The organism is Paenibacillus sp. J31R30 (assembly GCF_059692115.1).
The window spans coordinates 40173-64918 of sequence record NZ_JCAUAV010000012.1; the positions used below are offsets into that span (position 1 = coordinate 40173).

At 45.6% G+C, this 24746-nt stretch carries 20 protein-coding genes; 14 read left to right on the forward strand and 6 right to left on the reverse strand.

The annotated features are described in order from the left end of the window. Positions 1-44 precede the first annotated feature (44 nt). Positions 45-761, reverse strand: coding sequence for a response regulator (locus AC58QO_RS27290; protein ID WP_497271115.1), 717 nt, complete (start codon positions 759-761; stop codon positions 45-47). Beyond that, the gene (locus AC58QO_RS27295) at positions 733-2370 is read right to left on the reverse strand and encodes an ATP-binding protein (protein ID WP_497271117.1); all 1638 of its coding nucleotides are present in this window, start codon (positions 2368-2370) and stop codon (positions 733-735) included. Before AC58QO_RS27295 ends, AC58QO_RS27290 begins: the two co-directional genes overlap by 29 nt. Before the next feature lie 236 nt (positions 2371-2606). Between AC58QO_RS27295 and AC58QO_RS27300 the strand changes: the two genes are divergently transcribed. The 5 genes from AC58QO_RS27300 (at position 2607) to AC58QO_RS27320 (ending at position 7535) form a co-directional block, all read left to right on the forward strand. Beyond that, entirely contained in the window at positions 2607-3665 is a 1059-nt protein-coding gene (locus tag AC58QO_RS27300) for a tripartite tricarboxylate transporter substrate binding protein (protein WP_497271119.1), read from the forward strand. Positions 3666-3822: 157 nt separating this feature from the next. After that, on the forward strand, positions 3823-4284 hold the full coding sequence (locus AC58QO_RS27305; RefSeq protein WP_497271121.1) for a tripartite tricarboxylate transporter TctB family protein: 462 nt from the start codon (positions 3823-3825) through the stop codon (positions 4282-4284). Position 4285: 1 nt separating this feature from the next. Next, positions 4286-5812 carry a tripartite tricarboxylate transporter permease gene (locus AC58QO_RS27310; protein WP_497271123.1) on the forward strand — a complete coding sequence of 509 codons (1527 nt, stop codon included), beginning with the start codon at positions 4286-4288 and terminating at the stop codon, positions 5810-5812. A 5-nt stretch (positions 5813-5817) separates the two neighbouring features. Continuing rightward, positions 5818-7245, forward strand: coding sequence for an NAD-dependent malic enzyme (locus tag AC58QO_RS27315; RefSeq protein WP_497271330.1), 1428 nt, complete (start codon positions 5818-5820; stop codon positions 7243-7245). A 47-nt stretch (positions 7246-7292) separates the two neighbouring features. Then, complete coding sequence (locus AC58QO_RS27320) at positions 7293-7535, forward strand: HPr family phosphocarrier protein (protein WP_497271125.1); 243 nt, start codon at positions 7293-7295, stop codon at positions 7533-7535. Between the two features lie 451 nt (positions 7536-7986). On the opposite strand, the gene AC58QO_RS27325 is transcribed toward AC58QO_RS27320, so the two are convergent. The 3 genes from AC58QO_RS27325 to AC58QO_RS27335 form a co-directional block, all read right to left on the reverse strand. Then, positions 7987-8748, reverse strand: a complete 762-nt coding sequence (locus AC58QO_RS27325) for a YheC/YheD family protein (protein ID WP_497271127.1) — start codon at positions 8746-8748, stop codon at positions 7987-7989. 262 nt (positions 8749-9010) lie between these two features. Beyond that, positions 9011-9520, reverse strand: coding sequence for a C40 family peptidase (locus AC58QO_RS27330; RefSeq protein WP_497271332.1), 510 nt, complete (start codon positions 9518-9520; stop codon positions 9011-9013). A gap of 342 nt (positions 9521-9862) precedes the next feature. Then, positions 9863-10525, reverse strand: coding sequence for a phosphatase PAP2 family protein (locus AC58QO_RS27335; RefSeq protein ID WP_497271129.1), 663 nt, complete (start codon positions 10523-10525; stop codon positions 9863-9865). A 94-nt stretch (positions 10526-10619) separates the two neighbouring features. Here AC58QO_RS27335 and AC58QO_RS27340 point away from each other — a divergent pair, with 94 nt between their 5' ends. The 7 genes from AC58QO_RS27340 (at position 10620) to AC58QO_RS27370 (ending at position 20539) form a co-directional block, all read left to right on the forward strand. Then, positions 10620-11294: a response regulator transcription factor gene (locus AC58QO_RS27340; protein ID WP_497271131.1), complete on the forward strand. Its 675-nt coding sequence runs from the start codon at positions 10620-10622 to the stop codon at positions 11292-11294. After that, a complete protein-coding gene (locus AC58QO_RS27345; protein WP_497271133.1) occupies positions 11291-12712 on the forward strand; it encodes a HAMP domain-containing sensor histidine kinase in 1422 nt (473 codons plus the stop codon). Before AC58QO_RS27340 ends, AC58QO_RS27345 begins: the two co-directional genes overlap by 4 nt. 92 nt (positions 12713-12804) lie before the next feature. After that, positions 12805-13422, forward strand: coding sequence for an undecaprenyl-diphosphatase (locus AC58QO_RS27350; RefSeq protein ID WP_497271135.1), 618 nt, complete (start codon positions 12805-12807; stop codon positions 13420-13422). A gap of 48 nt (positions 13423-13470) precedes the next feature. Continuing rightward, on the forward strand, positions 13471-14589 hold the full coding sequence (locus AC58QO_RS27355) for an MGDG synthase family glycosyltransferase (RefSeq protein ID WP_497271137.1): 1119 nt from the start codon (positions 13471-13473) through the stop codon (positions 14587-14589). Between the two features lie 16 nt (positions 14590-14605). Then, positions 14606-15391, forward strand: a complete 786-nt coding sequence (locus tag AC58QO_RS27360; RefSeq protein WP_497271139.1) for a polysaccharide deacetylase family protein — start codon at positions 14606-14608, stop codon at positions 15389-15391. 430 nt (positions 15392-15821) lie between these two features. Beyond that, on the forward strand, positions 15822-17330 hold the full coding sequence (locus tag AC58QO_RS27365) for a malate:quinone oxidoreductase (RefSeq protein WP_497271140.1): 1509 nt from the start codon (positions 15822-15824) through the stop codon (positions 17328-17330). Between the two features lie 272 nt (positions 17331-17602). Then, a complete protein-coding gene (locus tag AC58QO_RS27370) occupies positions 17603-20539 on the forward strand; it encodes a family 78 glycoside hydrolase catalytic domain (protein ID WP_497271142.1) in 2937 nt (978 codons plus the stop codon). A gap of 57 nt (positions 20540-20596) precedes the next feature. Here AC58QO_RS27370 and AC58QO_RS27375 read toward each other — a convergent pair whose 3' ends face one another. Further along, positions 20597-21499 (reverse strand): AraC family transcriptional regulator, encoded by a 903-nt coding sequence (locus tag AC58QO_RS27375; protein WP_497271144.1) that lies wholly within the window; start codon positions 21497-21499, stop codon positions 20597-20599. 99 nt (positions 21500-21598) lie between these two features. Here AC58QO_RS27375 and AC58QO_RS27380 point away from each other — a divergent pair, with 99 nt between their 5' ends. Both AC58QO_RS27380 and AC58QO_RS27385 read left to right on the forward strand, forming a co-directional pair. After that, positions 21599-23800: a glycoside hydrolase family 88/105 protein gene (locus AC58QO_RS27380; RefSeq protein WP_497271146.1), complete on the forward strand. Its 2202-nt coding sequence runs from the start codon at positions 21599-21601 to the stop codon at positions 23798-23800. An 8-nt stretch (positions 23801-23808) separates the two neighbouring features. After that, entirely contained in the window at positions 23809-24630 is an 822-nt protein-coding gene (locus AC58QO_RS27385) for a creatininase family protein (protein ID WP_497271148.1), read from the forward strand. Positions 24631-24746: the final 116 nt, after the last annotated feature.

Genomic DNA, 24746 nt, shown 5'->3' on the forward strand with positions numbered 1-24746 from the left:
TGGGCTTTTTCTATAGAAATATATAGAAGACGTTCAGAGATTAATCACGATTCCCTTTTGCGATAAACCCTCTCGGGACGCCCAACGACGCCATAGGTCAGATCGGCGAATACTTCGCCCGAGGAGACCAAATGCTCCAGATAACGACGTCCTGTCGAACGACTTACGCCAATTTCTTTGGCGATTTGATCCGCGGACATGCCGTTTGCCGCTGCAGAAATCGCTTGTACAATTTTGACAAGCGTTAATTTGTCGATGCCCTTAGGGAGATAGGAAATCTCAGGGCGGGAATCCTTCTTCCCCGTTACCGAAATAAGGCGATCGACATCGCTTTGATTAATAGAACCACTGAGATTAAGACGATTCAGCTCACGATGAAAATCCAGATAACGCAGGAGTGTTTCCTGCAGCCGATTGAAAATAAGCGGTTTCATAATATAATCGAACGCTCCGCTGCGGACGGCTTCCCGTATTGCTTCGACTTCCTTGGCTGCCGTGATCATAATGACGTCGGTATCTCGGAAATGTTGACGAATATAAGAGAGCATGTCCAATCCATTGGAGCCAGGAATATAAATATCCAGCAGAACTAAATTTGGCCGTAAAATGTCTAGCTGCTCTTTGGCTTGAGCCTCGTCTGTAGCGATTCCGACAACGTGAAAGCCGTCTACTTTTTCAATAAATCTCCGATTAATTTCCGCGATTTTCACATCGTCTTCGATGATCAAAACTTCAATGGTCGGTTGTTGGTGTTCCATCATCAGCGGTTGAACTCCTTTCTGTGGACATGGAATGTTTCGGTATAGCAACAGTGAAGAGCGTGCCGCAGTCTGGATTTTTATGGAAAGTAATATACCCGTTAAGCTTATGTACTGCGTGCTGGACTAAGGCTAAACCAATGCCGCGATGTTCACCTGCTTTGGTTGAGAATCCTTTCTCAAATACGGCGTTACCTAATTCGTCAGGAATACCGACGCCGCAGTCCTCGCATTCGATAATCAAATCCTCGCCAAGATCAGTTAAAAATAATTTTACATACGGTGTTTGCTGTACCTCAACGGCCAGAACCGCTTCCATGGCATTGTCAATCAAGTTGCCGATGATGGTGACGAGTAAATTCCGATCGATTTCCGCAGGGATATCTCGGAAAGAGCTTTCGCGGTCGATTTCAAAAGTTAGCTTCAGCTCCTGTGCATGATTGAATTTGCCAATCAACAGCCCACCGATCATAGGATCTGGGATTTCGGTCATGATGAATTGCACCCAGTTCTGGTGCACATCCGATTCCTTGGAGATGAGATCGACAGCTTCTTGATAGGATTCCAGCTGAATGAGTCCAGAGATGACATACAGCTTGTTAGAGAACTCATGCGTTTGTGCACGCAGCGCTTCAGCGAAGCGTTTCACCTGAGAGAGTTCCTCGGCCAATCGGTAGAGTTCGGATTTACTTCGAAAGCTGGAAACGGCGCCAGTGACACCGTGTTTCCGGCTAACAATCGGAACGCGATTGACGATGACATCATGATCGCCGATGAGCATTTCATGGTCGAACTCGGCTTCGCCCGTACGTACCACTTCATGCAATCGCGTGTTCGGGATCACATCTTCAATGTGTCTGCCCGTGATTTTGGCACTTAGAGGCAGCTGCATAAGCTGCAAAGCATAGCGATTTGCCATCGTGATGATGCCTTCTCGGTTTACCGCGATAATTCCTTCACGGATTGTTTGCAGAATGGCTTGTTTCTCGGTATACAGCTCACCGATTTCTTTAGGCTCAAGTCCATGTATGGAGCTTCGGACATTACGTGCGATAAGGACGGAACCGATCAGGCCAACGACAAGGACGATGAGGGAAATTAGCTCGATTCGCGATTGATAAGCGTAGGTAATCGAATTGATGTCTTTCGTAAGAAATCCGACGGACACAATGCCGATGACATTTCCTTGATCATCAAATAGGGGCGCTTTACCGCGAAGTGAAGGGCCGAGTGATCCGATGGCTTTGGAGATGATCGATTGGCCTGCAAGAACAGGACCGTTGTCCCCGCCGACCATTTCTTGCCCTATTCGTTCAGGAAGCGGGTGTGAGTAGCGAATGCCTTCGCGGTTCCCGACAACGATATACTCGGCATCGATTTGATCTCTTATCTTTTCGGCGAGAGGCTGGATGATCTTGGACGGATCCGAAGTTTGAAAAGCCATACGAATATCAGACATATTAGCAACGGTTTCAGCAACCTTTAAGGCACGAGTTCCGATTTGATCCTCAAGTGCTGTGGTCATCATGTAATAAAATATACTGCCCAAACTGATGATGACGATGGAAAGGAACGAACAAATAATGAGGATGAGCTTGGTATGAAGCCTCATGTTCCACGCAGGCCTCCCATTGTTGGTTGATTTAGAAGAATGTATGTGTTTGGTATTGTAACATAAAGCGCTCTCATTTTGATGATTATAGGGTCTCCAGATCCGTGAACAATATGAACAAAATGGTCAAAACGCCGTTATTATAACTAATCGCCATAAACTTCCCAATAGACACAGGGGGTGTTATTCTGAAAACGCTTTAAAGAAAGCGGATACATGAGAAATCAAAACCAAACATGGAGGGGTTTCATTTGATAAAACAACTTTTTTCAGCGTCTTGGAAAGTAACAGCTATTAGCTTGCTTGCAGTTAGTTTGGCCGCTTGCGGGAACAATTCAGCGAAACCATCATCGTCATCAGCTCCAGCAGCTGCGAAATCCAATTATCCGGAAAAAGCACTTAGCATTATCGCTCCATCTGGTGCTGGCGGCGGCTGGGATATGACTGCACGTACCATCGCTAAAGTATTAACGGAAACAAAAGCAGTCGATAAGCCCGTCTCAGTTGAAAACAAACCAGGCGGCGGCGGTACTGTATTTATGGCGGAATACGCGACTAAAGATATCAAAGATAACTATAAACTGTTCGTGAGTTCACCTCCAATTCTCATTAATCACTTGAAAAAGGAAGGAAACACACCTTACGGATACAATGATACGACGCCGCTAGCGCAATTGACCAAAGACTACGGTGCTGTCGCGGTAGCAGCCAATTCGAAATATAAAGATCTGAAATCTTTGCTCGATGATATGAAAGCAGATCCTACGAAGCTAACCGTTGCTGGTGGGTCGGCACCTGGCTCCATGGACCACTTGGTATCGATTTTACCAGCATTCAAATATGGCATTGACCCGAAAAAAGTGAAATACGTGTCCTATGACGGTGGCGGTGAAGCCGTAACTGCATTGCTTGGCGGTAATGCTGATGTCTTAGGTACAGATGCTTCTTCTTTAGATCAATACGTGAAAGCTGGTAAAATCCGTATACTTGCTGTTGCAGCACCTGCCCGTCTTGGTGGCAGCCTGAAAGATGTTCCGACCATGAAGGAGCAAGGCGTTGATGCAGAATTTCTGATTTGGCGCGGTTTCTTCGGACCGAAGGACATGTCAGCAGACGCAAAAAAATACTGGGAAGATACGATTAAGAAAATGGTAGATTCCGATGCTTGGAAAAAAGAAATGCAAGCGAACAGCTGGGAGTCAGATTATAAGAAAGCAGATGATTTCAAAGCTTTCTTGGGCCAGCAAGAAACACAATTGAAAGACATGCTGACAGCGCTTGGTATGCAGAAATAAAACCTAACGAGACAAGGGAGAAGATGACCTCTTCTCCCTTGCCCAAATATAAGAATTTAAATGTTTCACATTATAAGTCGGCTTAATTTCTAGATAAACGCTCCGGTCCTAAGCGGATGGAGTAGTCGTTTATTGTGTTAGGGTAGGAGGCAGAGAAATGAATACAACGTTTGATCGTTATGCAGGCATCGCATTTTTCGCCATTGGCCTTGCCTTTGTGATTGGTTCTTTAGGTATTTCAACAAGTGCTTACGGTAGTAATGTAGGTGCCAATATTTTTCCGATGATTTTGGGCTCGTTCTTGTCTTTAATGAGTGTGCGTCTTATTTACGAGACGTTCCGTAAGCAGCGTGCTGAGAAGGGTAAAGAAAATTTGGACTACAAACGATTTCTCATTATTTTCATCGCGGCTGTGTTATATGCCTATTTCCTTGAAGATATCGGGTTCGTGATCTCCACGTTCCTGTTCCTAATGATTGGTTTTCAAACGATGCAAAAGGGTAGAGTATGGGTTTCCTTGCTGATTGCAGCTTGCTTCTCTTATGGCGTGTATTACTTATATGTGAATCTGCTGGATGGTTCGCTTCCCGGATTTCCAACATGGTTAGGGGGGGCATAAGATGAGCACTTTGGATTATGTGATGCACGGTTTAGGCACGGCGATGCAGTGGCATAATGTTATTTTTGTATTTTTGGGCGTATTGATTGGTACGGTGGTTGGCGTTCTTCCTGGCATTGGTCCGATGAGCGGTGTAGCTCTCTTGATTCCGATCACGGCAACCATGACAGCCGGCTTAGGCCCAGAAGAAGCCGCTACGAGTTCCATCATTTTGCTGGCAGGGGTGTATTATGGGGCGATGTACGGAGGCTCCACCACGTCGATTCTGTTGAACACGCCAGGCGAGTCATCTTCTGTCGTCACAACACTGGATGGCTATCAAATGGCCAAACAGGGTAGAGCTGGGGCTGCGCTTGCGATTTCAGCAATCGGTTCCTTCGCAGCGGGCATTATTTCACTGATTGGTCTCATCTTCCTGGCACGTCCGTTATCTGCGGTAGCCATTAAGTTCGGACCCGCTGAATATTTCTCCTTGATGGTGCTCGGCTTGCTCGCGATTAGCGGTCTTGCTGGGAAATCAATGGTGAAGGCGCTTATGATGACGGCATTTGGTCTTTTGTTAGCGACAATCGGTATTGATAACGTGTCAGGCGTGGAGCGATTCACCTTTGGCATTCCTGAGTTATATCAGGGCTTGGAATTCTTGACTGTGGCCGTGGGTACATTTGCTGTCGGCGAAGTGTTCAAAACCATCCTTCAGCGCGAAGGAAACGATGGCGAGATTGCCAAAATCAATCGCATTCTGCCGACAAAACAAGATATGAAAGACAGCGCTGCACCTATAGCGCGCGGTTCCGTGCTTGGTTTTTTTATCGGTTTACTTCCAGGCGCGGGCGCTATTCTTGCTTCATTCTTCGCTTATATCGTAGAGAAAAAGATTAGCAAAAATCCAGAGAAATTCGGCAAGGGAGCGATTGAAGGGGTGGCTTCACCGGAGGCTGCGAATAATGCTGCATCTGGAGGAGCGATGATTCCACTTCTGACATTGGGGATCCCGTCCTCGGGTACTACGGCGATTCTAATGGGTGCTTTCATTATGTACAATGTTCAGCCAGGTCCATTATTATTCCAGGATCACCCACAGCTGGCATGGGGCGTCATTGCAAGTATGTTTGTCGGCAATCTCATGCTGCTCATTCTTAATATGCCGCTGGTTAAAGTGTTTGCCAAAGTGATTGAAACACCTTCTAAATATTTAATTCCGTTAATTATCGTCTTTTCCGTATTCGGGGTGTATGCCGTACAGTATTCGACGTTTGATTTAATGCTCATTATGGGTTGCGGTCTTGTGGGATACTTCTTGTCTAAGAACGATTATCCGCTAGCACCACTCGTGCTTGGTCTTATTTTGGGGCCAATGATGGAAAACAACATGCGTAGAGCACTTACCATTTCAAATGGTGATTTCATGATCTTCCTGCAAAAACCGGTTTCGCTAGTATTTCTCATTATCGGTCTGATCTGGATTACCATTCCGCTCATATTGAAACTCAGAGGAAAAAATGTACTTGTGAACGAGGAAGGGTAATGAATATGAAAAATACGATGGGTGGCAAAAGTATTATTTTACGTCTGGAATTGCTGACCGAGCAAATCCATTTCGGTCAATTAATAACGTTAATTACCGAAAGCGGCGGGGATGTTATCGCGATTGACGTTATTCAAACCGGTGCGAATTGGACAGTTCGAGACATTACCGTATCCGCTCCCGAACAGTCCCAGCTGGACAGTATTGTCGCTAGGATGAAGGATCTCGCTGGCGTGCGACTCGTACACGTGTCGGATCGCACATTCCTGCTTCATCTCGGCGGCAAAATCGAGATGAAGCCCAAATCACCGATCCAGAACAGGGACGATCTGTCCCGTGTATACACGCCGGATGTTGCCAGGGTCTGTATGGCTATCCATGAAAATGAGGATAACGCCTACAAGCTGACGATCAAGCGAAATACGGTCGCTGTTGTTTCCGACGGCAGTGCCGTGCTCGGACTTGGAAACATCGGACCTTATGCGGCGATGCCAGTCATGGAAGGCAAGGCGATGTTGTTCAAGCAGTTTGCTGATGTCGATGCCTTTCCAATTTGTTTAAGCACGCAAAGTACCGAAGAAATCATCGCGACTATCAAGCATATGGCACCAGGGTTCGGCGGTATTAATCTGGAGGACATCTCCTCCCCGCGATGTTTTGAAATTGAAGAGCGGCTGCGCCAGGAGCTGGACATTCCCGTATTCCATGACGACCAACATGGTACGGCAGTGGTCTTATACGCTGGGCTCATCAATGCGCTGAAAGTAGTCGGCAAGCAGATTAATGAGGCTAAAGTTGTCGTCTGCGGTATTGGCGCAGCGGGAATGGCTTGCTCCAATATTTTGCTGGCTGCAGGCGTGAAGGAACTGATCGGGGTTGACCGTGAAGGTGCGTTGGTACGTACGAAAGAGTACGACAACCCGCATTGGAATGAATACGCGGAGCGGACGAATCCTAGCCTGCGCTCAGGTCCCCTGCATGACGTCATCGAAGGAGCAGATGTGTTCATCGGGCTGTCCGCAGGAGGCTTGCTGAAGCGGGTTGATGTGGAGCGGATGGCAGCTAAGCCCGTGGTGTTCGTGATGGCGAATCCAACGCCTGAAATTCATCCCGATGAAATCGAAGATATCGTGGGTGTCGTTGCTACGGGGCGCTCGGATTTCCCGAATCAGATTAACAATGTGCTTTGCTTTCCAGGCATATTCCGTGCAGCCTTGGACTGCCAAGCCTCCACGATTAATGAAGAAATGAAGCTGGCCGCTTCCGCCGCGATTGCGTCGGTTGTCACGCCGCAGGAATTGAACAAGTTATACATCATTCCAAGTGTGTTTAATCAAGAAGTGGTTAGACGGATTCGTGAAGCGGTCATCCGTGCGGCTATTCAAACAGGGACGGCGCGGCGGATACCGCGTGAGTTTCGTCAGACCGAATAAGCCGACAGTAGCGGAGTCATTGAAGGAACTATATTGGAGGGATTTGTATGGGTGGTTTGGAAACAAAAGCCATTGTAGAAATCAATCAAGCGGCGAATCAGTTTCAATCCAGTATCGTCATTCAGGTGGGTACGAGGTTTATTGATGTGAAAAGCATTCTTGGTCTGAGTGTCACACTATTCAACAATCAAGTGTACAAGCTTGATATTCAGGGACCTGATGAAGAGGAAGCCGTTGAGGTCATGAAGAGGATTTTCGACAAGCATGGACTAAATTTAGATCGTATATAAGCAAAAAAGAAGAAACGAGAGACAATTGTCTTTCGTTTCTTCTTTTTATGTTTCATTCAAGTCGGCGTCCGTTGACTTTTATTATGCCCATCGACTTGCTTAGTCTACTCGCTTCAAATGAGAGGCTGATGAGAATTCATTAATCTATGAAACTAGCCCTCGCATCTATGAATCATAAGAATACTATATATTAACTCATTAGAAAGGAGTTGATATATGATGCTTTTGGTCAACCAATTCTATGGCATAGTTTACAGAAACGCTAATGGAACAATTACTGTTTTTAATGCACGAGTTGTGGCAAGAGGGTTAACTAGAATACGAATTAAATTCATGAACGCGAGAGGTTTCATCGTTTTTAGATTCCTTTTCATTCGCCAAATTCTTCGATTTGTCTTAATCTAAATTAAAAAACTCCAATCCCACATGTAAAAGGGGTTGGAGTTTGTAATTACTTGCGTTTCATACGTAAGAACCGGCCGTTTGCTCTTGCGTAACGCAGAACTTTGTAGAACATCTTTTTATCTTTTAATTGGTTGAAAATGAAGGGATCAGGTGACGTGTTTACTTCTAGTACCCATGGTTTCATACCTTTATCGATTCCGATATCAATACCGATTTCTTTGAATCTCGGGAAACTCTTCTGATAATGTTGTGCAATTTGAGACCCTAAGTTTCGTAGGTTGCTAATATATTCTTTTTTCTTTTGGCCAGTTACATAGGAACCTAGTAACAATTCTAAGGGAAGTGGTTTTCCGCTATTATGAAAATTCGTCACTATCTTTTTGGGGTGTGCGACGCGGCCAATATAACCAGTGGCCTCCCAAATATTCTTCGGGCTTTTTTGGACCATAATTCGTATGTCGAATATCCGATTGTGATGGGTTAACAGATGAATACCTTGCTGCACCAAATATGTTCTGTTTAACTTGGCTTTGTTCAGAGCAGTGTATAAAGCCAGAAAGGTTTTAAAAGACTTAATAATCTTACCGACTTGAAAGCGATAGTTATCATCTTTCACCACTCGAATAACGCCTTGTCCGGCAGTGCCACTGCTGGGCTTCACATAAACCATTTTATGTTTAACTAACATATGAAGCAGGTTAGTTTGATTGTAGAGCATGGTTTCCGGTACAAATGTGCGAAGTTCTGGATTTTGCATAAGAATCTTCGTTTTTACCCATTTACTGCTTATTGATCTTGCTTGATTCATCGTCTTAACAGCACCTTTACTTGGAAATTTGCGATACGTTTCTGGTCAGCTTCTAGTTATCATATTCAAATGAAGTGAAGGGACGTGGAGTGGGGTCTATGAGAAAAAATTAAATTTTGATCCTATTTTGGTTTATCCAGAGTTGGATGAATCATTTCCGGAAAGTGTAGAGATCATGAAGCGAAGAATCTATTATGATGTATGACAAAAGACCTCCCTCACCAATGAAGTGGTGAAGGAGGTCTTGCAATCAAGGCTAATTTTATTTAATTACGCGGCGGGCCGTCTTGTAATGTTTGCTCCACCAACCGGAGTTCATATCCGTAATGGTTACACCAGGGCTGCCATACGTATGCATAACCTTGCCATTCCCGATATAAATACCAACATGATGAATAGGCGAATAGAAGAAGACTAGATCTCCTGGTTTTAGTTGATTCCTCGGTACGTAACTACCTACTTGTGACTGCTCTTTTGAAGAGCGCGGCAACGTAATTCCATACTTGCCATAGACATATTGAGTAAAAGAAGAACAGTCAAATGTGCGTGTAGTTCCTTTCTGAGAGCCGAACTTATAACTAACACCAAGATATCTTTTACCCAAGCTAATGATGCTGTCGGCTTTGGTAGATACAGAAGTTGATGCCGCGGACAGCGTATTCGTTGTAGCAGCGTGAGCCGCTTGTGGAGCAGCCATGACACTCATAGAAGCAAATAAGGAAACACTAAGTGTAATTCCTAATAGCGACTTTTTCAGGCGATTCGTTTTCATAGGATTCATGATTGGATATCCTCCTTATGGATCGTGTATTAGGCTTTCACTTGGCCTGAGATAACCTTAACACACCTGAAACCTCCTAAGGATTACTAACTAGCTCTGGAATACAGGACTCACACGGCCCGAGAATGGTTTATTAGAAAACGATGAGAGTTTCATAAGCATAAAATCATTGACTCAACAAAGAAACGCCAAAGGACAGATGCCAACTGTCCTTCGGCGTTTTATAGTGTTTTTATGACTGCGTTTCGACTTCATTTTTGGCTGTTGCTGGATTCTGTTTTCTCATGATAATCTCATGAACAATCTGTATAGTAATGAGCAAGGCTGCAAAGTTCAGTGTCTGGAAGAAACAGCCCTGTTTGAATGATTTTCCATATACCATTGGAAGAGCCAAACGTTGAAACTGAACCAAAACCCGCTGGCCAAATAGGCACCGACAACATCACTCGGATAATGGACACCGAGATAAATCCGACTTACACCAATTAGAAGAATCATCAAGATGCAGGCACAAATGAGAATAGTCCTACTACGTTTTGTAGGAAGATGTCTCCAAACTAGAAACGCAAGTGAAGCGTATAAGGCAAAGGCCGCCATGGAATGACCACTTGGAAAACTGTATCCCGTCTCTTGAATCAACCTGTGAAGGGAGGGGCGCTCTCTCTGAAAGATGATTTTAAGAAGCTGATTCAAACCTACGGTGCCAATAAGCAGTATGCCAAATAGAATGACTTCTTTACGGTGATGCAGGAATTTATAAAGTATAAAAATGCTGCCAAGAAAAATAACAATAACAATTGGCGTTGATCCAATGAATGTGAACAACTTCATCACGGAAGTTAACCACGTGATTTCCATCCCTTGAATAAGAGCGATCATACTTCTGTCAAAGGCTGCGATCCATTGCCCCTTTAGCATGAAAGCCACCGCGCTAAAAATGATTAACGTTACAATGCTCAAAATTAGAAAAATGCTGACCTTTAATTTAGAATTCATAACTCAAGATTGCTCCAATTCAATAAAATACAAATCATACTGATATAGTATAGCCATTCCAAGTTCATATTGCTCATGTGGGGAGATGCCGCCGATGAAGCGCATATTGCTTATAGAAGATGAAAAAAATCTTGTTCGTTTTATTCAATTGGAGCTCGAACACGAAGCGTTTGCAGTGAAAGCAGCTTATGACGGGAAAAGCGGTCTAGAACTAGCCCTTCAGGAAGATTGGGACCTGATCCTCCTGGATATCATGCTGCCCGAAATACACGGAATTGAGGTCTGTCGACGCATTCGCGCGGCCAAAAAGACTCCCATACTAATGCTTACAGCAAGAGATAGCGTTGTGGATCGTGTATCCGGATTAGATAGCGGGGCAGATGATTATATTCCGAAGCCGTTTGCCATTGAGGAGCTCTTAGCGCGTATTAGGGCTGTTTTTCGTCGTTTGGAGCTGGAAGGAAATGCACAGCATGCACAGCTTGCTTTTCAACATATAACGGTGGATCTGGACGCTAGGTTAGTCTACAAAGATAAACAGCTCGTGGAACTGACAAAAAGGGAGTTCGATTTATTAGTGATGTTTATGAAAAATCACCATCTTGTCCTAACACGAGATATGCTGTTGGATCAAGTCTGGGGATTTGATTCACTCGTGGAAACGAATGTGGTCGATGTTTATGTCAGATATTTGCGCAACAAATTAGATCATTCGGGTGAGAATAGCTGTATTCAGACCGTACGGGGAATAGGATATGTGATGAGATGAGAAGGCATTTAACGAGATTCATTCAAAATCTTCCAATAAAATGGAAACTCATGCTGGGAGCTGCTGTGCTGATCTTTCTGTTATTTGCCTCCTATAATTTTGCCCAATATTTAGTACTCAAGCAGTGGATGATGAAGCAAGAGGAAGATCAAATCCAAGTCAATATGGTACAACTCCAAGACTACTTCCAGGATAAATTAGCTGCAACAAGCGACATGCAAATTGCGGATAGTCAATCCTATATCGAGAAACTTACCGGTAGAAACCAATTTGTTCGTATTCTCGACAAGGAGGGCAAGCCGCTTTTAACCGTTTCCAATCATTTTGGTATGGGATGGGTGACTCCGAAGTCAGTGATTGTTCCTGAGCTTTACGATACAACGCACAAAGCGGATCATATTCTCATCTATCGGAGTCCGTTAGTCGCTGGTAAATTCGTTGGAACCATAGAGCTCGCGAGTAATCTTGAAACCTTCGATCATTTCAGTGAGACCTTATTATGGGTGATGTTGATTGGGGGGATCTTAGCTGTTTTCATAAGCGGAATCAGTGGTTTAGCCATATCGAGGCAATTTATGCGGCCTATCCGCGCATTGGCATCAACGATTCGCAGCGTGAAAGAGAAAGGTCTGTCGGAACGTGTTACGGATATTCAAAATGGGGATGAGTTGTCTAGCTTAGCAAAGCTTTTTAACGAGTTAATGAGTCAACTTGAATTTTCATTTCTTCAGCAAAAGCAGTTTGTAGAAGATGCTTCTCACGAACTGAGGACACCGATCACGATTGTGGAAGGCCATTTGTCTTTATTAAATAGGTGGGGGAAATCAGACCCTGCGGTTCTCGACGAATCCTTAGAAGCCTCGCTTCAAGAAGTCAGGCGTTTGAAACGGCTGGTTCAGGAACTTCTAACTTTAACGAAAGTAGAGGCCAATTTGTTGAGTGATAACTATTCTCCAATCCTTGTAGAGCCAATCATTCATGAGTCGTTAAAACGCTTTGAAGTCCTTAATTCTGAGTTCGAATTTGTAGAGAACACAGGAACCATTACAGACGTCATGCTGCTCATGAATCCGTTGCATATGGAGCAAATGCTGATGATTATTCTGGATAATGCAGTTAAATATTCGGGCATGACCAAACGGATTGTCATTGAGGGGATCCGTCAGAAAAATGAAGTGCATATCGTTGTTCAAGATCATGGTGTCGGCATTCCTGAAGCTGATTTACCTTTTGTATTTGATCGCTTCTATCGGGTAGATAAAGCGAGAAATCACGAGATTGCGGGCACTGGACTTGGGCTCGCGATAGCCAAACAGCTTGTTCTCAACTACCAAGGAAGCCTAACCATATCTAGTGTGGAAAGTGAAGGGACGCGTGTGCAACTAACATTCCCCCTGCACCAAATAGTGGATGCTTAGAATTCTCATCGCCCTCTCATTTTCATCAAGTAAAGTAACTGTATTGCCTTCCTGAATAGGGCTTTCAGTAACGAAAAAGGATGATGATGATGATGATGAGTACCTCAGATTTGGATTATCAATGGTTTCAAAGGATTAATGAGCTTGGACATACACTTCCTGCACTTAATCCTGTCATGCGTATGTTTGCTTCCTATGCCGAATATGTGTTTTACCTCGGTGTTGTTGTGTATTGGTTTACTAGACACGCAATCAAGCGGCAAATGGTTGCAGAATCACTCTTATCTGCCGCAATAGCCTTAACCTGCAGTGGGTTAATCGGACATGTCTTCTACCGCGATCGCCCGTTCGTGACGCATGCCGTACTCCAATTAATTGCCCACCCAGCTAATGCCTCATTTCCAAGCGATCATGCGATCGGGGCTTTTGTTATCGCGACCTCTATTTGGCTATTTCGTCGAAAAGAAGGCGTGGTGTGGCTGCTCTTAGCCGTCTGTATCGCGTTCTCGCGTGTTTGGACCGGCGTTCACTATCCATTAGATGTACTAGCTGGTGCTGTGATCGGCATCGTTGCCGCGGTTGCTGTTCGTCAATTATTCAAGCACTCAACATGGGCGTTGAAGTGGCTAAAAGCGATCATTCATCTGTATGAAGGGATGGAAGCTAGAGTTTGGAGTCAAAAAGTCACACACGAAACATCGACGAAATAGGTGGTGTCCCCCCTGAGAAGTCGGAGATGAAAGGTGGTTTCAACTTGCATGAACGTGAATCCTCGTGTATTAATTCTTACGGCCAGCTACGGGAATGGACATCTACAAGCCTCTAAAGCCTTGTATCAGCAATTCCTAGAGCAAGGGATAGAGCATGTGAAAATCGTTAACCTCATGAAAGAAGGGCACCCATTCATTAATTTAATTACGACTGCGTTGCTTAACACCAGTGTGAGAAGTTCGCGTTTCGGGCTCGATTATTACGGCTGGTGCTATTATTTAACCCGTGAAACGAAGCAGACTGCGCTCTTTCAGAAATCGATGACCTATCTAGGCCAGAGGAAATTAAAAGAGCTCATTCAGATCGAGCAACCGGATGTGGTTGTGAATACGTTTCCTTTCGGAGCATCTCCGGAAGTATGTCGTTCCATGGGGATTCAGAATTTCACCGTAATGACGGATTATGCGCTGCATGCAAGTTGGCTCCATTCGCATGTCGATAAATATTATGTGGCTACAGAAGAATTAAAGCAGCAAATTGTCTTCAAAGGAGTTAACAAAGATCACGTCGAGGTCAGCGGCATTCCAATACGTCAAGAATTCGCGATTGAGAACACAATGGCTAGAGTTACCAAAGAAAGGCTTATTCTCATTATGGCAACTGACAGCGGCGTTAACAGTTATATGGAGGACATGCTTAGCGCGTTAGTTGCTTTTTCTTATACTCGTTTGGCTGTTATCTGTGGTCAGAATGAGAAATTGCATCATCGACTTCGTGAACTGTTCGCAGTGAACAAGAACATAACCATATTGGGATATGTGAATAACATACACGAATGGATGTCTCAGGCGACTTGTATCCTAACAAAAGCAGGTGGACTCACCTTAACAGAGGCCATAGCCCTTCAACTGCCGATTTTCATTTATAAGCCGCATGCCGGGCAGGAAAAGGAGAATGCTTTGTACCTCTCAGGTCGCGGCGTTGCTTCCATTTCCAATAATCTGGAAGAACTTATGGCGAACATGCAATATTTCTTTCAACATCCAAACTTATATGAAGAAATTAGAAAACGCATGGAAGGCATGCGACGAAGTGAAGCGGCTGCTCACATCGTACGTGATATTATGCTTAGAACAACGAAGCCATCCATATCATTGTCGATTTAGAAGTGGAGGGCCTCAGATGAGAATACGTTTGTGTGATAGTCATTATGGATCTTACTTGTTGTGGTCGCTTCTAATCGGACTGCTCGTTTATACAATTATACCAACGCTCGTTGTTCGATTAGGGGGATATGGCGCTTTTCGCAAAGGGAAGAGGCCACTCGGGATCGCACTGACGTTTGATGATGGGCCTGATCCAATGTACACACCGCGACTCTTGGATATTTTACGAGCACACCGAATTCAAGCAACCTTCTTTGTACTTGGCTCGAAGGCTGAGAGATACCCTGAGCTAATCCTAAGAATGCATGAAGAGGGGCATTTGATCGGAATTCATAATTACGTTCATTGGACCAATGCCTTACTGACCCCTAAGAAGGTAAGAAAGCAATTACATGATACCGTAACGGTCATCGAGAAAATCTTGGGCTTCAAACCTATCCATTACCGTCCACCATGGGGGATTATAAATGTTTTTGATTTGTTACTTATGAAGCAATTTCGATTCATATTGTGGTCATTGATGGTTAGGGATTGGAGCAGCCGCGGGGGAAAAGAAAGGATTAAGAGAAAATTGTTCGCAAGGTTACTGAGCAACGACATCATCGTGCTGCATGATAGTGGACAGACCATAGGTGCGAATCTGCATGCGCCTAGGTACATGTTGGAAGCTTTGCAGGAATTTGTGCAGGAAGGTAGGAGGCAAGGTATTCCTTTTATGCGAATTGATCAAAGAATACAGATCGAAGATCGACCAAATTATGACGTTCATTCAATCGACCGGGACAAGCATTTGTTATTATAGTCGCATTCGCGTAGGAACTAGCTATTATTTTAATCGAAATGGGGAATACTCTTATTGCTAATAATTGGGGGTGTTTCTTGCCTGTATAGAGCATTTTTCACCACCGCAAGCCCTCCTGTACTCCTCGCCATAATAATATCCTTATATTAAATTGTTTATTTACACATAGGATAAGGGGATTCTGACAAGAACATGATCTCATTCCCGCGAGTGATTTCTACGCCAAAAGGACTATCCGGTAAGACTTCTTCGCCGCAGTTCTTGTCGTATAGCTTATAACTATCATATAATAGTAAATAAATATTTTAATCGAGTGTTTTATCATTGATCCAGAAAGGTGTATGACTAGGTCGCGCCCTGGCTTGCTGTAGCGCCTAAGGAGTGGCGCCTACATCCTTTCTGCAAATTTTAGGGTATAAGGATGGTAATAATGAGCAACAGAGAAACTAAAACAGACGTCATCTTAATTGGTGCAGGAATCATGAGTGCGACATTAGGGACACTTCTGAAAGAATTAGTACCGGATTGGGAAATTACAGTGTTTGAGAAGCTCGAAACTGCAGGAGAGGAAAGCTCTAACGAGTGGAATAATGCAGGAACAGGACACGCGGCACTGTGCGAGCTTAACTACACTGTCGAGAAACCAGATGGATCTGTAGATATTAGCAAAGCTATCCAAATTAATGAACAGTTTCAGGATTCTATGCAATTTTGGTCTTATCTTGTAGATAGCAAGCTTATCAGTAACCCGCAAGACTTTATCATGCCATTGCCTCATATGAGTATGGTACAGGGGGAGAAGAATGTATCTTTTTTAAAGAAACGTTTTGAAGCGATGTCAGCGAATCCACTGTTTCAAGGGATGGAATTTTCCGATGACCCTCGCAAGTTGATGGAATGGATTCCGCTTATTATTGAAGGGCGTCCATCGAATGACTCTATCGCCGCAACCAAAATCGACACAGGCACGGATGTCAACTTTGGTGCTTTAACGCGCATCTTGTTCGACCACTTAAAGACTAAAAATGTCGATATTAAATACAGACATAGTGTTGATAATATCAAACGTACTTACGACGGTGCCTGGGAATTGAAGATACGGAACGACAGAGGCATGGTTGAACGCCATACAGCCAAATTCGTCTTTATCGGAGGCGGAGGCGGAAGTCTGCATTTGCTGCAAAAATCCGGCATTCCTGAAGGAAGAAATATTGGCGGCTTCCCTGTGAGCGGCATATTTATGGTATGTAAAAATCCGGATGTTATCGCGCAGCATCATGCCAAAGTATACGGTAAAGCTAAGCTTGGCGCACCGCCAATGTCAGTTCCGCATCTGGACACCAGATTTATCGATAACAAAAAGTCATTGCTATTCGGACCGTTTGCCGGATTCTCACCAAAGTTTCTAAAAACCGGTTCCATGTTCGATTTGGTAACATCCGTTAAACCGAACAATCTCGTGACCATGTTGTCGGCAGGTGCCAAGAACATGTCATTGACTAAATACCTGATCGAGCAAGTCATGTTATCGAAAGAAAAGCGCATGGAAGAGTTACGCGAGTTTATACCAAATGCCAAAAGCGAGGATTGGGATCTCGTCGTAGCGGGTCAACGTGTACAAGTTATCAAGGACACGGCTGCCGGCAAAGGAACCCTTCAATTTGGTACGGAAGTTATTAGCGCTGCTGACGGCTCATTAGCTGCTTTGCTCGGAGCTTCTCCAGGTGCTTCTACTGCCGTTTCCGTCATGCTTGAGTTAGTAAAAAAATGTTTCCCTCAACATATCAAAGCGTGGGAACCGAAAATAAAAGAAATGATTCCATCTTACGGCGTGTCATTAATGAAAAACCCAGAGTTGATCCAAGAAATACATACTTCAACAACGAGGACGCTGGGATTAAATAAAAACCGGTCATTACAGGCAGCACGTCAAACGTAAGATAATACCTAGTTAGTGGATCATCATAGTGTCATTTTTGGAAAAGCCTTGCTAGCGCAAGGTTTTTTTTTCTTTTGTTTTTTGGAGGAAACGAAATATGGATTGCCGCGGCTGCTGGAAAATGTGGCATTTAAAAGGGATTTATTTTCAAAAAGCTTTTCGTCGTGTGTCGTACATACCCTATAGATATGTCATAAATACCCCCCAATTTTACATTTAAAATGATATAAGATGAGAAAACGGAGTTATTTATGTCAAGGAGGTATAGGATCATGTCTATCATCGAAAAAAGCACGCCATGGAAAGCCAGCTGGATCTGGGGAGGGTCCGAGGAAAGTCCGCGCAATGAATGGCGCTGGTTCAGAACCTCGTTCATCTGTCCGCAGGATTTGGGAACGCTGGCGAAGGCGATCTTATGGATTACAGCGGATTCCCGCTATGAAGCTTACGTCAATGGAAAGAGAGTCGGAAGGGGGCCAGTGCGTTATTTCCCGACGGATATTTTCTATGACGCCCATGAAGTCGGGCATCTCCTTCGTCGTGGCGAAGTCAATACCATTGCGGTACAAGTGATGCATTTCGGTGTCTCCAATTTTCAATATTTGAGAGAACGAGGCGGGCTGCTTGCGCAGGTTGATGCTATTGTAGGTGACAACGAAGTGACGCTTGTCCAAACGGGGTCAGACTGGCGGACGTCCGTGCATGCTGGACAGGACCCGGCTATCTCCCGGATGTCTTGCCAGTTAGCTTTTTCGGAACGCATCGATGGCAGGAAGCTGGCGGAAGACTGGACGTCTGCTCAGTATTTCGATTCCGACTGGCAGCAGGCGGAGGTCATCGGGCCAGCAGGCATGGCGCCTTGGGTGCGGCTAGTGCCGAGGGACATTCCTTACTTGACGGAGGAGCCTGTTCTGCCTAAGCGTGTGCTCTCATTGAATAGGGTAGTCCCCTATCAACTTACTGCTTTTATTGACGCCTATCATCTGATGAAGGCTCCAGGAGAAGAGAACGCCAATCATATCCGCTTTTGCGGCGCTTTCGGAACGTTACTTCGCTTGCGCGAGGAAGCGGACGTGAAGGTCACGCTCCACGTGGGTGGACTAGGTGTGGTTCGGCTTGGAGAGAAGCTTTATTCGGAAAAGGAATGGGAAGTGGAGCCGCCGCTAACGCACATTCGTGCCAAATTGCCGGCAGGTGATCATCTTTTGCTATATACGGTGTATGGCCCTGAGCATGGTCATAGTAACCGAGTTGGTATTGATGCGGATAAAGGGATTGCGTGGTTATCGCCACTAGAGGTTGCAGAAGCGTGTGAGCCAATATCTCCCTTCGTTCGTATAGGTCCATCATTCTCGTACAGCTGTATCGATTATCTCGACCAAGATGAGTTGTTCGCCTCGTGGGAAGCTGAGAAAGTTAGCTTTGCTGAACGGATTGCTCCGTTAGCGAGCATTGAAGAACTGCGTGCGACGGGTTACCCGGTTGAGCCTGTTCCTCATAGCTTGGCTAATGGCGAAGATGCCTTCATGCCGCAGTTCGCTAAGCGCGAATCGGAGGCATTTACCGTTCCAGTCAGTCTGCAACGCATCGCTGTCGCTTCCACGGACCCCGGTGTTGTGCCTGTCTTTGAATCTGGAGACACCGAGTTCATGCTCGATTTTGGCAAGGAGTGGAGCGGGTTCCTTGAATTTGAACTGGAAGCCGAAGCGGGAATTACCGTCGATTGGTATGGCATTGAATATCGGAAAGATGTGTATGTTCAGCATACGTTCCATTTGGACAATACGCTTCGCTATGTGACGCGGGAAGGCGCTCAACGTTACGCATCACCGATCCGCAGAGGGTTCCGCTATCTGATTGTCACCGTCCGTGGTGCGAAGAAGCCGGTGCTGATCCGTGATGTCCGAGTCGTGCAAAGCAACTACCCGGCTCCCGAGATTGGTGTATTCCGAAGTTCAGACTATAAGCTCAATCAGATCTGGGAAATTTCTAAGCATACGACGAAGCTCTGCATGGAGGATACGTTTGTCGACTGTCCGGCTTACGAGCAGGCATTTTGGGTAGGAGACAGTCGCAACGAAGCGCTTGTCAATTATTATACCTTTGGAGGGACAGCGATTGTAGAGCGATGCCTGCGTCTAGTTCCGGGATCTGAGTTCCAGACACCATTATATGGCGACCAGGTACCTAGCGCATGGACGAGTGTCATTCCAAACTGGACGTTCTTTTGGATCGTTGCTTGTCGGGAGTATGCGGAGCATACAGGAAATCGTGTCTTTGCAGCGGAAATGCTGCCGAAGATGCTTCGAACGTTGGAAGCGTATTTGGAGCGACTAAACGCCGATGATTTATTAGATATGAAGGGCTGGAACCTACTGGATTGGGCGCCAATAGATCAACCTAATGATGGTATCGTCACACATCAAAATATGATGTTGGTGAAGGCGCTGGAAGAAACGGCGGCCATCGCGAAGTTCGCTGGCTTGCCTGAACAGGGGACGGCATGTATCGAGTTGGCTGTCCGAATGAAAGCAGCGATCAATCAGCATCTCTGGAGTGAGGAACGTGGCGCCTATCTCGATTGTATTCATCCGGGAGGTCGACGCTCGAACATCTTCAGCATGCAGACGCAAGTGATGGCACTGCTCGTCGGTGTTGCTGAAGGGGAGCGCAATGCGATATTGAGTGAGTACTTGACTGCCACACCAGAAGGATTCGTGCCGATCGGAAGTCCATTCATGTCATTCTTCTACTACGAAACGTTGATGAAATCCGGTAACGTGCAATGGATGATCGATGACATGCGTGAGAACTTCGGCTTTATGCTCGATAACGAGGCGACGACGTGCTGGGAAATGTACGGACACACGATAGTCAATCGTGCGAACGAGAATGATTTGACGCGCAGCCATTGCCATGCATGGTCGGCGGCTCCGGGATATTTCCTGGGTGCCTATGTGCTAGGCGTACGCCCTGCCGCTCCGGGGTGGGCAAAGGTGATCATCGAACCGTTGATCGGCGATTTGAGTTGGGCTAGTGGAACGGTGCCGCTGCCGCAAGGCGGGTGCATAGATGTTGCTTGGAAGGCCGAGAATGGGCGGATTGCCTCGCTTGTTGTGACAGCGCCTGAGCATGCAGAGCTCGATATTCGTGTTCCAGCAGACTGCACCCTTAAAATTAGTCGCGTAAGAGAACTTTCAGCCGTGTAGATCGGGAATAGGAAAATCGCGGCCCTATACAAAATGCAAAAACAGCGCACATTCCCCTTATAGGGAATGTGCGCTGTTTTTGCGATATTGGTGCGGAGAGGTTCCGATATTTGTTTTGAATAACTGACAGAAGTAAGACACATTACTCAGCCCGACAGCCGTGGAGATATCATGAATGGGCTCCGATGTGGTTCTGAGCAGCCAACTAGCCTCTCTTAATCGTTTGGCCGTTAAGTACTCCGTAATACTGCTGCCGGTAAATTTGCGAAAGAGATGAGATACATGAGTGCTATTTAAGTGTAGAGATTCTGCTAGGTCTTCCAGTTTAAAGGGATGCTGATAGTTGTCGTCAATCCATTTCATGATGTGTTCTACATGATGAGTGGGACGTAGGACGGAAGAAGCGGGGTCCTGTTTATCTGGCCAATGCACTCGCAGACCCTGTAGGAAAGCGATCAAGAAGATCGTGAACACTTCCATGTGTTCTTCTTTGGGAATCACCTGTAAATCATATTCTAATTGCTTCATCTGAACATCCCATTCCGGCGGTAATTCAGGCAAGTATAAGACTTGGCTGCTAAGCGTGTCTTTCCACAAGGAACGGAAAAAGCTCTGCAATTTAGGCAACGTGCTCAGCATGTTATCGACAAGGGAAGGTTCAAATAAAAACTTCGAGCGTTCGTAGGATTTGTCGGTTTGTGTATTCAGATCTATTTTGACCCGATGCAATTGATAAGGTTGGAAAAATATTAATGTGTTTGGTTTGATCTCGTACATAAAAGGATCAATAATGACGGAGCCTTCCCCTTCATGCACATAAATAAATTCCATGCCTTGGTGAGCATGATAAATGTCCCAGACGGCAGTCGTTCGACGGCGAAATGACATTTGGACCGGTTCAGTATTCAGTTGAAAATCCTTAATGAGACTCAGTAGGACGACCTCCCCTAAACAAATCACAATACAACAACATTTTAACACAATGCAGGGCAAAGACAATATGATAGGATGTGGCTACAATGAAATCATAATCACGATTTCATTGAGGAGCAAACACAAATGATGACAACACGGCATTTTGACAAGCAGCAAAGTATAGAAGCGCGATGCGGCTCTAATACCCCGCGTATATTGGAAAATATTGCTAACCACTATATCGGGACCCATCCTTCAAATTCATTTACTTGGCGGTTGTATAGCCGGCAAGGATTTAAGCAAATGGCAGATGCCAGGTATGACCTCAACTTGGGTGAGAAGTTTCCTGATGCGAAAAACGGGCAGTTTGGCTATGCCTTTACCCAAATATGGAGTGATACGGATAGGGTTATCGAGTCAGCACTAAGCTGCTACGGACCGGCAACGGTGTATGTAGATGGCCAACTGCTCTATAAGACAGAGACGCTTGATGAGCTGAATCCCGCGAACAAACGTCATTTGAAAATACCGCTGAGTTCGGGTTGGACAACGATTTTAATTAAAATGCGTAAAACGCCATCCGGGTTCGGCTGTATCCTGGGGACAATTCGCAGTAAATGGACTACACCTCCTGCCTTATCCCCATTCATGGAGCGAGAAGGTCAAGCAGGATGGATCTACTCGCTTCCCGTAGATGCGGATGTTTTTAAAGAGCATGCGTTGCCTGTACTAGGGCAAAGTGAAATGGAGTCGGGCATTGAATGGCGACCATCGCTGAAATGGGAAGCAGAGCAGATTAAGCAACCTGTTTTCACGAGAATGTTCAGAGATCAAGTTGAACCGGGTCAATATGCTTATGGTTGGACGCGTCTCAATTGCCAATCTCCAGGGAAGCAACGCTATTCCTTCAGGGGAACCAACCAGAGTGCAGCACTAACCGTGTGGATCAACGGCACCGAAGTCTTCCAAGCTCAGGCATTAGAACCTATCCATTTTGACATCGATCTGGCCTATGGGCAGCATCAACTCTTGGTGCGTTCACAAAGCGGCGGGAAGGATTGGGGCTTTCAAGTAGACATCTATCAAGATGGTCAATTATGTGAGTTTGAGCTTCCGCATCCCATCCAAGGTACAGAAGAGCGCTGGGTGTATGCAGGACCTTTCCAAAGTGAAAGGGAGTATACGGCTGCCGAACTGCAAACGATGTATACCGTTTGGGAACCAGAGAACGGAGGCCTTTACTGGCGGCTGGATCAACCGGATGCGTGGGTTCGTCCCTATTTGGAGAACGCGAATCATGCGCGTTGGAACTATCCGCTTGGCGTCACGCTGTATGGATTGCTGCAGGCAGGCAAAATGCTGGGGCGTGAAGACATTGTACGATATGTGACTAATCATATATCGGAGTGTACCAAGCTTTACGATTATGCGCGTTGGGATCGCAAACAGTACGGCTTCCCTTGGGTAAACCATCAGTTAGTTGAATTGGATATGTTAGATGATTGCGGTTCGTTTGGATCTGCCATGCTAGAGGCTTATACAGAATGTCAGGAGAGTACCTATTTGCAAGTAGCTGAAGTGATAGCAGACTTCATCTGTAACCGTCACGAACGTAGAGAGGACGGGGCATTTTATCGGGAAAGTCCTGGATATTACATGGAAAAAACACTTTGGGCTGATGATTTGTATATGAGCACCCCGTTCATGAAACGCTATTATTTACTCACGGGGAATATGGCCGTTCTGGATGATGCAGCTGAGCAATTTATGGCCTACAAAAAGTATTTATACATGCCTGAGCTGAAAATTATGTCGCATGTTTATGATTTCAAATTTGATACAGCCACCTATGTGCCATGGGGCCGTGGGAACGGTTGGCCTCTATTTTCGCTGTCAGAGCTATTGGAAGTATTGCCGTTGGCTCACGCGCGCAGAGGAGATTTAGTTGCATTTTTTCAAGAATTTTGTGAGGGATTACTTTCGCTGCAAGGGGAAAATGGTTTGTGGCATCAAGTTCTAACCCATCCCGATTCTTATGAAGAGACCTCTTGCACGGCCATGTTCATTTACGCCTTCTGTCGAGGCTTGCGTTTGGGTATCTTGAAGGATAACCGTTCCGCATTTGAAGCTTCCATTGGGCTTGCTTGGAAAGGACTAACAAGCAGGGCGGTCGACCAGTACGGCAATGTGCATGGGGTGTGCACGGGATCCAAATATGCGTTCACCGCTGATTATTATAAGGATGATTTGCCATGGAAGACCAACGATACACACGGTATCGGCATTGTGATGCTGGCTGGCATTGAGGTTGAACGATTGAAAAATTATTGGGCCAGTGGAGAGTGAGGTGGACCATGAGCGAAGAAGTCAGATACCACATGCTTCGCCCTGAGCAGATTATTGCTAGAAGAACGGCGTGTCCGGTCGTTTACATACCCATAGGCACGCTGGAATGGCATGGCTTGCATAATCCAGTTGGAGCCGACTCCTTGCAAGCTGAAGGCATTGCCATTCGATGTGCACAAAAGGGAGGCGGACTTGTATTTCCGCCATTGTACTACGGCGAAAGCCGGGTTGAAGGCTTGATGGAGGCGAATGCGGCGGACAGACAGCAAATTGCAGAAATGATGCAGCTGAATCCTGACAATTTTCTTCCGGAACGAATGCCTTTTTCCGCCATGGAACAAGTGATCAATTACGAGAAGCTTCTCCTGCATATTCTTGCGGAAGCGGAATCGCTTGGCTTTCGGGTAGGCGTGTTAGTTGCCGGACATTATCCGCTAATCGATCATGCTAGAGCGGCTGCGATGCTGTTCAACAAGCGGTTGTATAGTCGCAGCAGCACCGGCATGCAGGCTTGGGCGTTTGTTGATTATATGCTGGTGGAAGATCGGTACGAATGTGCCGGTGATCATGCAGCTGGGTGGGAGACTTCGCACATGATGGCACTTCATCCAGAGACGGTTAGACTAGACTTGCTTCCTCCGAAAGGGGAGCCGCTTATTGGTGTCGGAGGTGTGATGGATGCGAGGGATTCAAGCGCAGCTTTCGGCAACGAGACGATCGACGCGGCCGTCGATATCGCTGTTAAGGAGGCGCTGCATCGGTTGGAGAACAGAGGCAAGTATTTCCGACATGGGCACTCGTTTCGAGAAGGATTATGGAAACAGGAATAGCTGTAGGAGACTAGGATGAATAGGCTGCCCCATAGTAGATTCTTTTACTATAGGACAGCATTTTTTGTACACGTAATGTAAGCTGCTGCCCCTGCCATTGCCGATATTAAGTTGCA

Coding starts and splice junctions, on each gene's coding strand:
- AC58QO_RS27335 (WP_497271129.1), bottom strand. CDS start 10,525: ATGAATTCTAAATTAAAGGTCAGCATTTTTCTAATTTTGAGCATTGTA.
- AC58QO_RS27385 (WP_497271148.1), top strand. CDS start 23,809: ATGAGCGAAGAAGTCAGATACCACATGCTTCGCCCTGAGCAGATTATT.
- AC58QO_RS27325 (WP_497271127.1), bottom strand. CDS start 8,748: ATGAATCAAGCAAGATCAATAAGCAGTAAATGGGTAAAAACGAAGATT.
- AC58QO_RS27340 (WP_497271131.1), top strand. CDS start 10,620: ATGAAGCGCATATTGCTTATAGAAGATGAAAAAAATCTTGTTCGTTTT.
- AC58QO_RS27350 (WP_497271135.1), top strand. CDS start 12,805: ATGATGAGTACCTCAGATTTGGATTATCAATGGTTTCAAAGGATTAAT.
- AC58QO_RS27290 (WP_497271115.1), bottom strand. CDS start 761: ATGATGGAACACCAACAACCGACCATTGAAGTTTTGATCATCGAAGAC.
- AC58QO_RS27330 (WP_497271332.1), bottom strand. CDS start 9,520: ATGAAAACGAATCGCCTGAAAAAGTCGCTATTAGGAATTACACTTAGT.
- AC58QO_RS27360 (WP_497271139.1), top strand. CDS start 14,606: ATGAGAATACGTTTGTGTGATAGTCATTATGGATCTTACTTGTTGTGG.
- AC58QO_RS27345 (WP_497271133.1), top strand. CDS start 11,291: ATGAGAAGGCATTTAACGAGATTCATTCAAAATCTTCCAATAAAATGG.
- AC58QO_RS27365 (WP_497271140.1), top strand. CDS start 15,822: ATGAGCAACAGAGAAACTAAAACAGACGTCATCTTAATTGGTGCAGGA.
- AC58QO_RS27320 (WP_497271125.1), top strand. CDS start 7,293: ATGGGTGGTTTGGAAACAAAAGCCATTGTAGAAATCAATCAAGCGGCG.
- AC58QO_RS27305 (WP_497271121.1), top strand. CDS start 3,823: ATGAATACAACGTTTGATCGTTATGCAGGCATCGCATTTTTCGCCATT.
- AC58QO_RS27380 (WP_497271146.1), top strand. CDS start 21,599: ATGATGACAACACGGCATTTTGACAAGCAGCAAAGTATAGAAGCGCGA.
- AC58QO_RS27300 (WP_497271119.1), top strand. CDS start 2,607: ATGGAGGGGTTTCATTTGATAAAACAACTTTTTTCAGCGTCTTGGAAA.
- AC58QO_RS27370 (WP_497271142.1), top strand. CDS start 17,603: ATGTCTATCATCGAAAAAAGCACGCCATGGAAAGCCAGCTGGATCTGG.
- AC58QO_RS27310 (WP_497271123.1), top strand. CDS start 4,286: ATGAGCACTTTGGATTATGTGATGCACGGTTTAGGCACGGCGATGCAG.
- AC58QO_RS27315 (WP_497271330.1), top strand. CDS start 5,818: ATGAAAAATACGATGGGTGGCAAAAGTATTATTTTACGTCTGGAATTG.
- AC58QO_RS27295 (WP_497271117.1), bottom strand. CDS start 2,370: ATGAGGCTTCATACCAAGCTCATCCTCATTATTTGTTCGTTCCTTTCC.
- AC58QO_RS27355 (WP_497271137.1), top strand. CDS start 13,471: ATGAACGTGAATCCTCGTGTATTAATTCTTACGGCCAGCTACGGGAAT.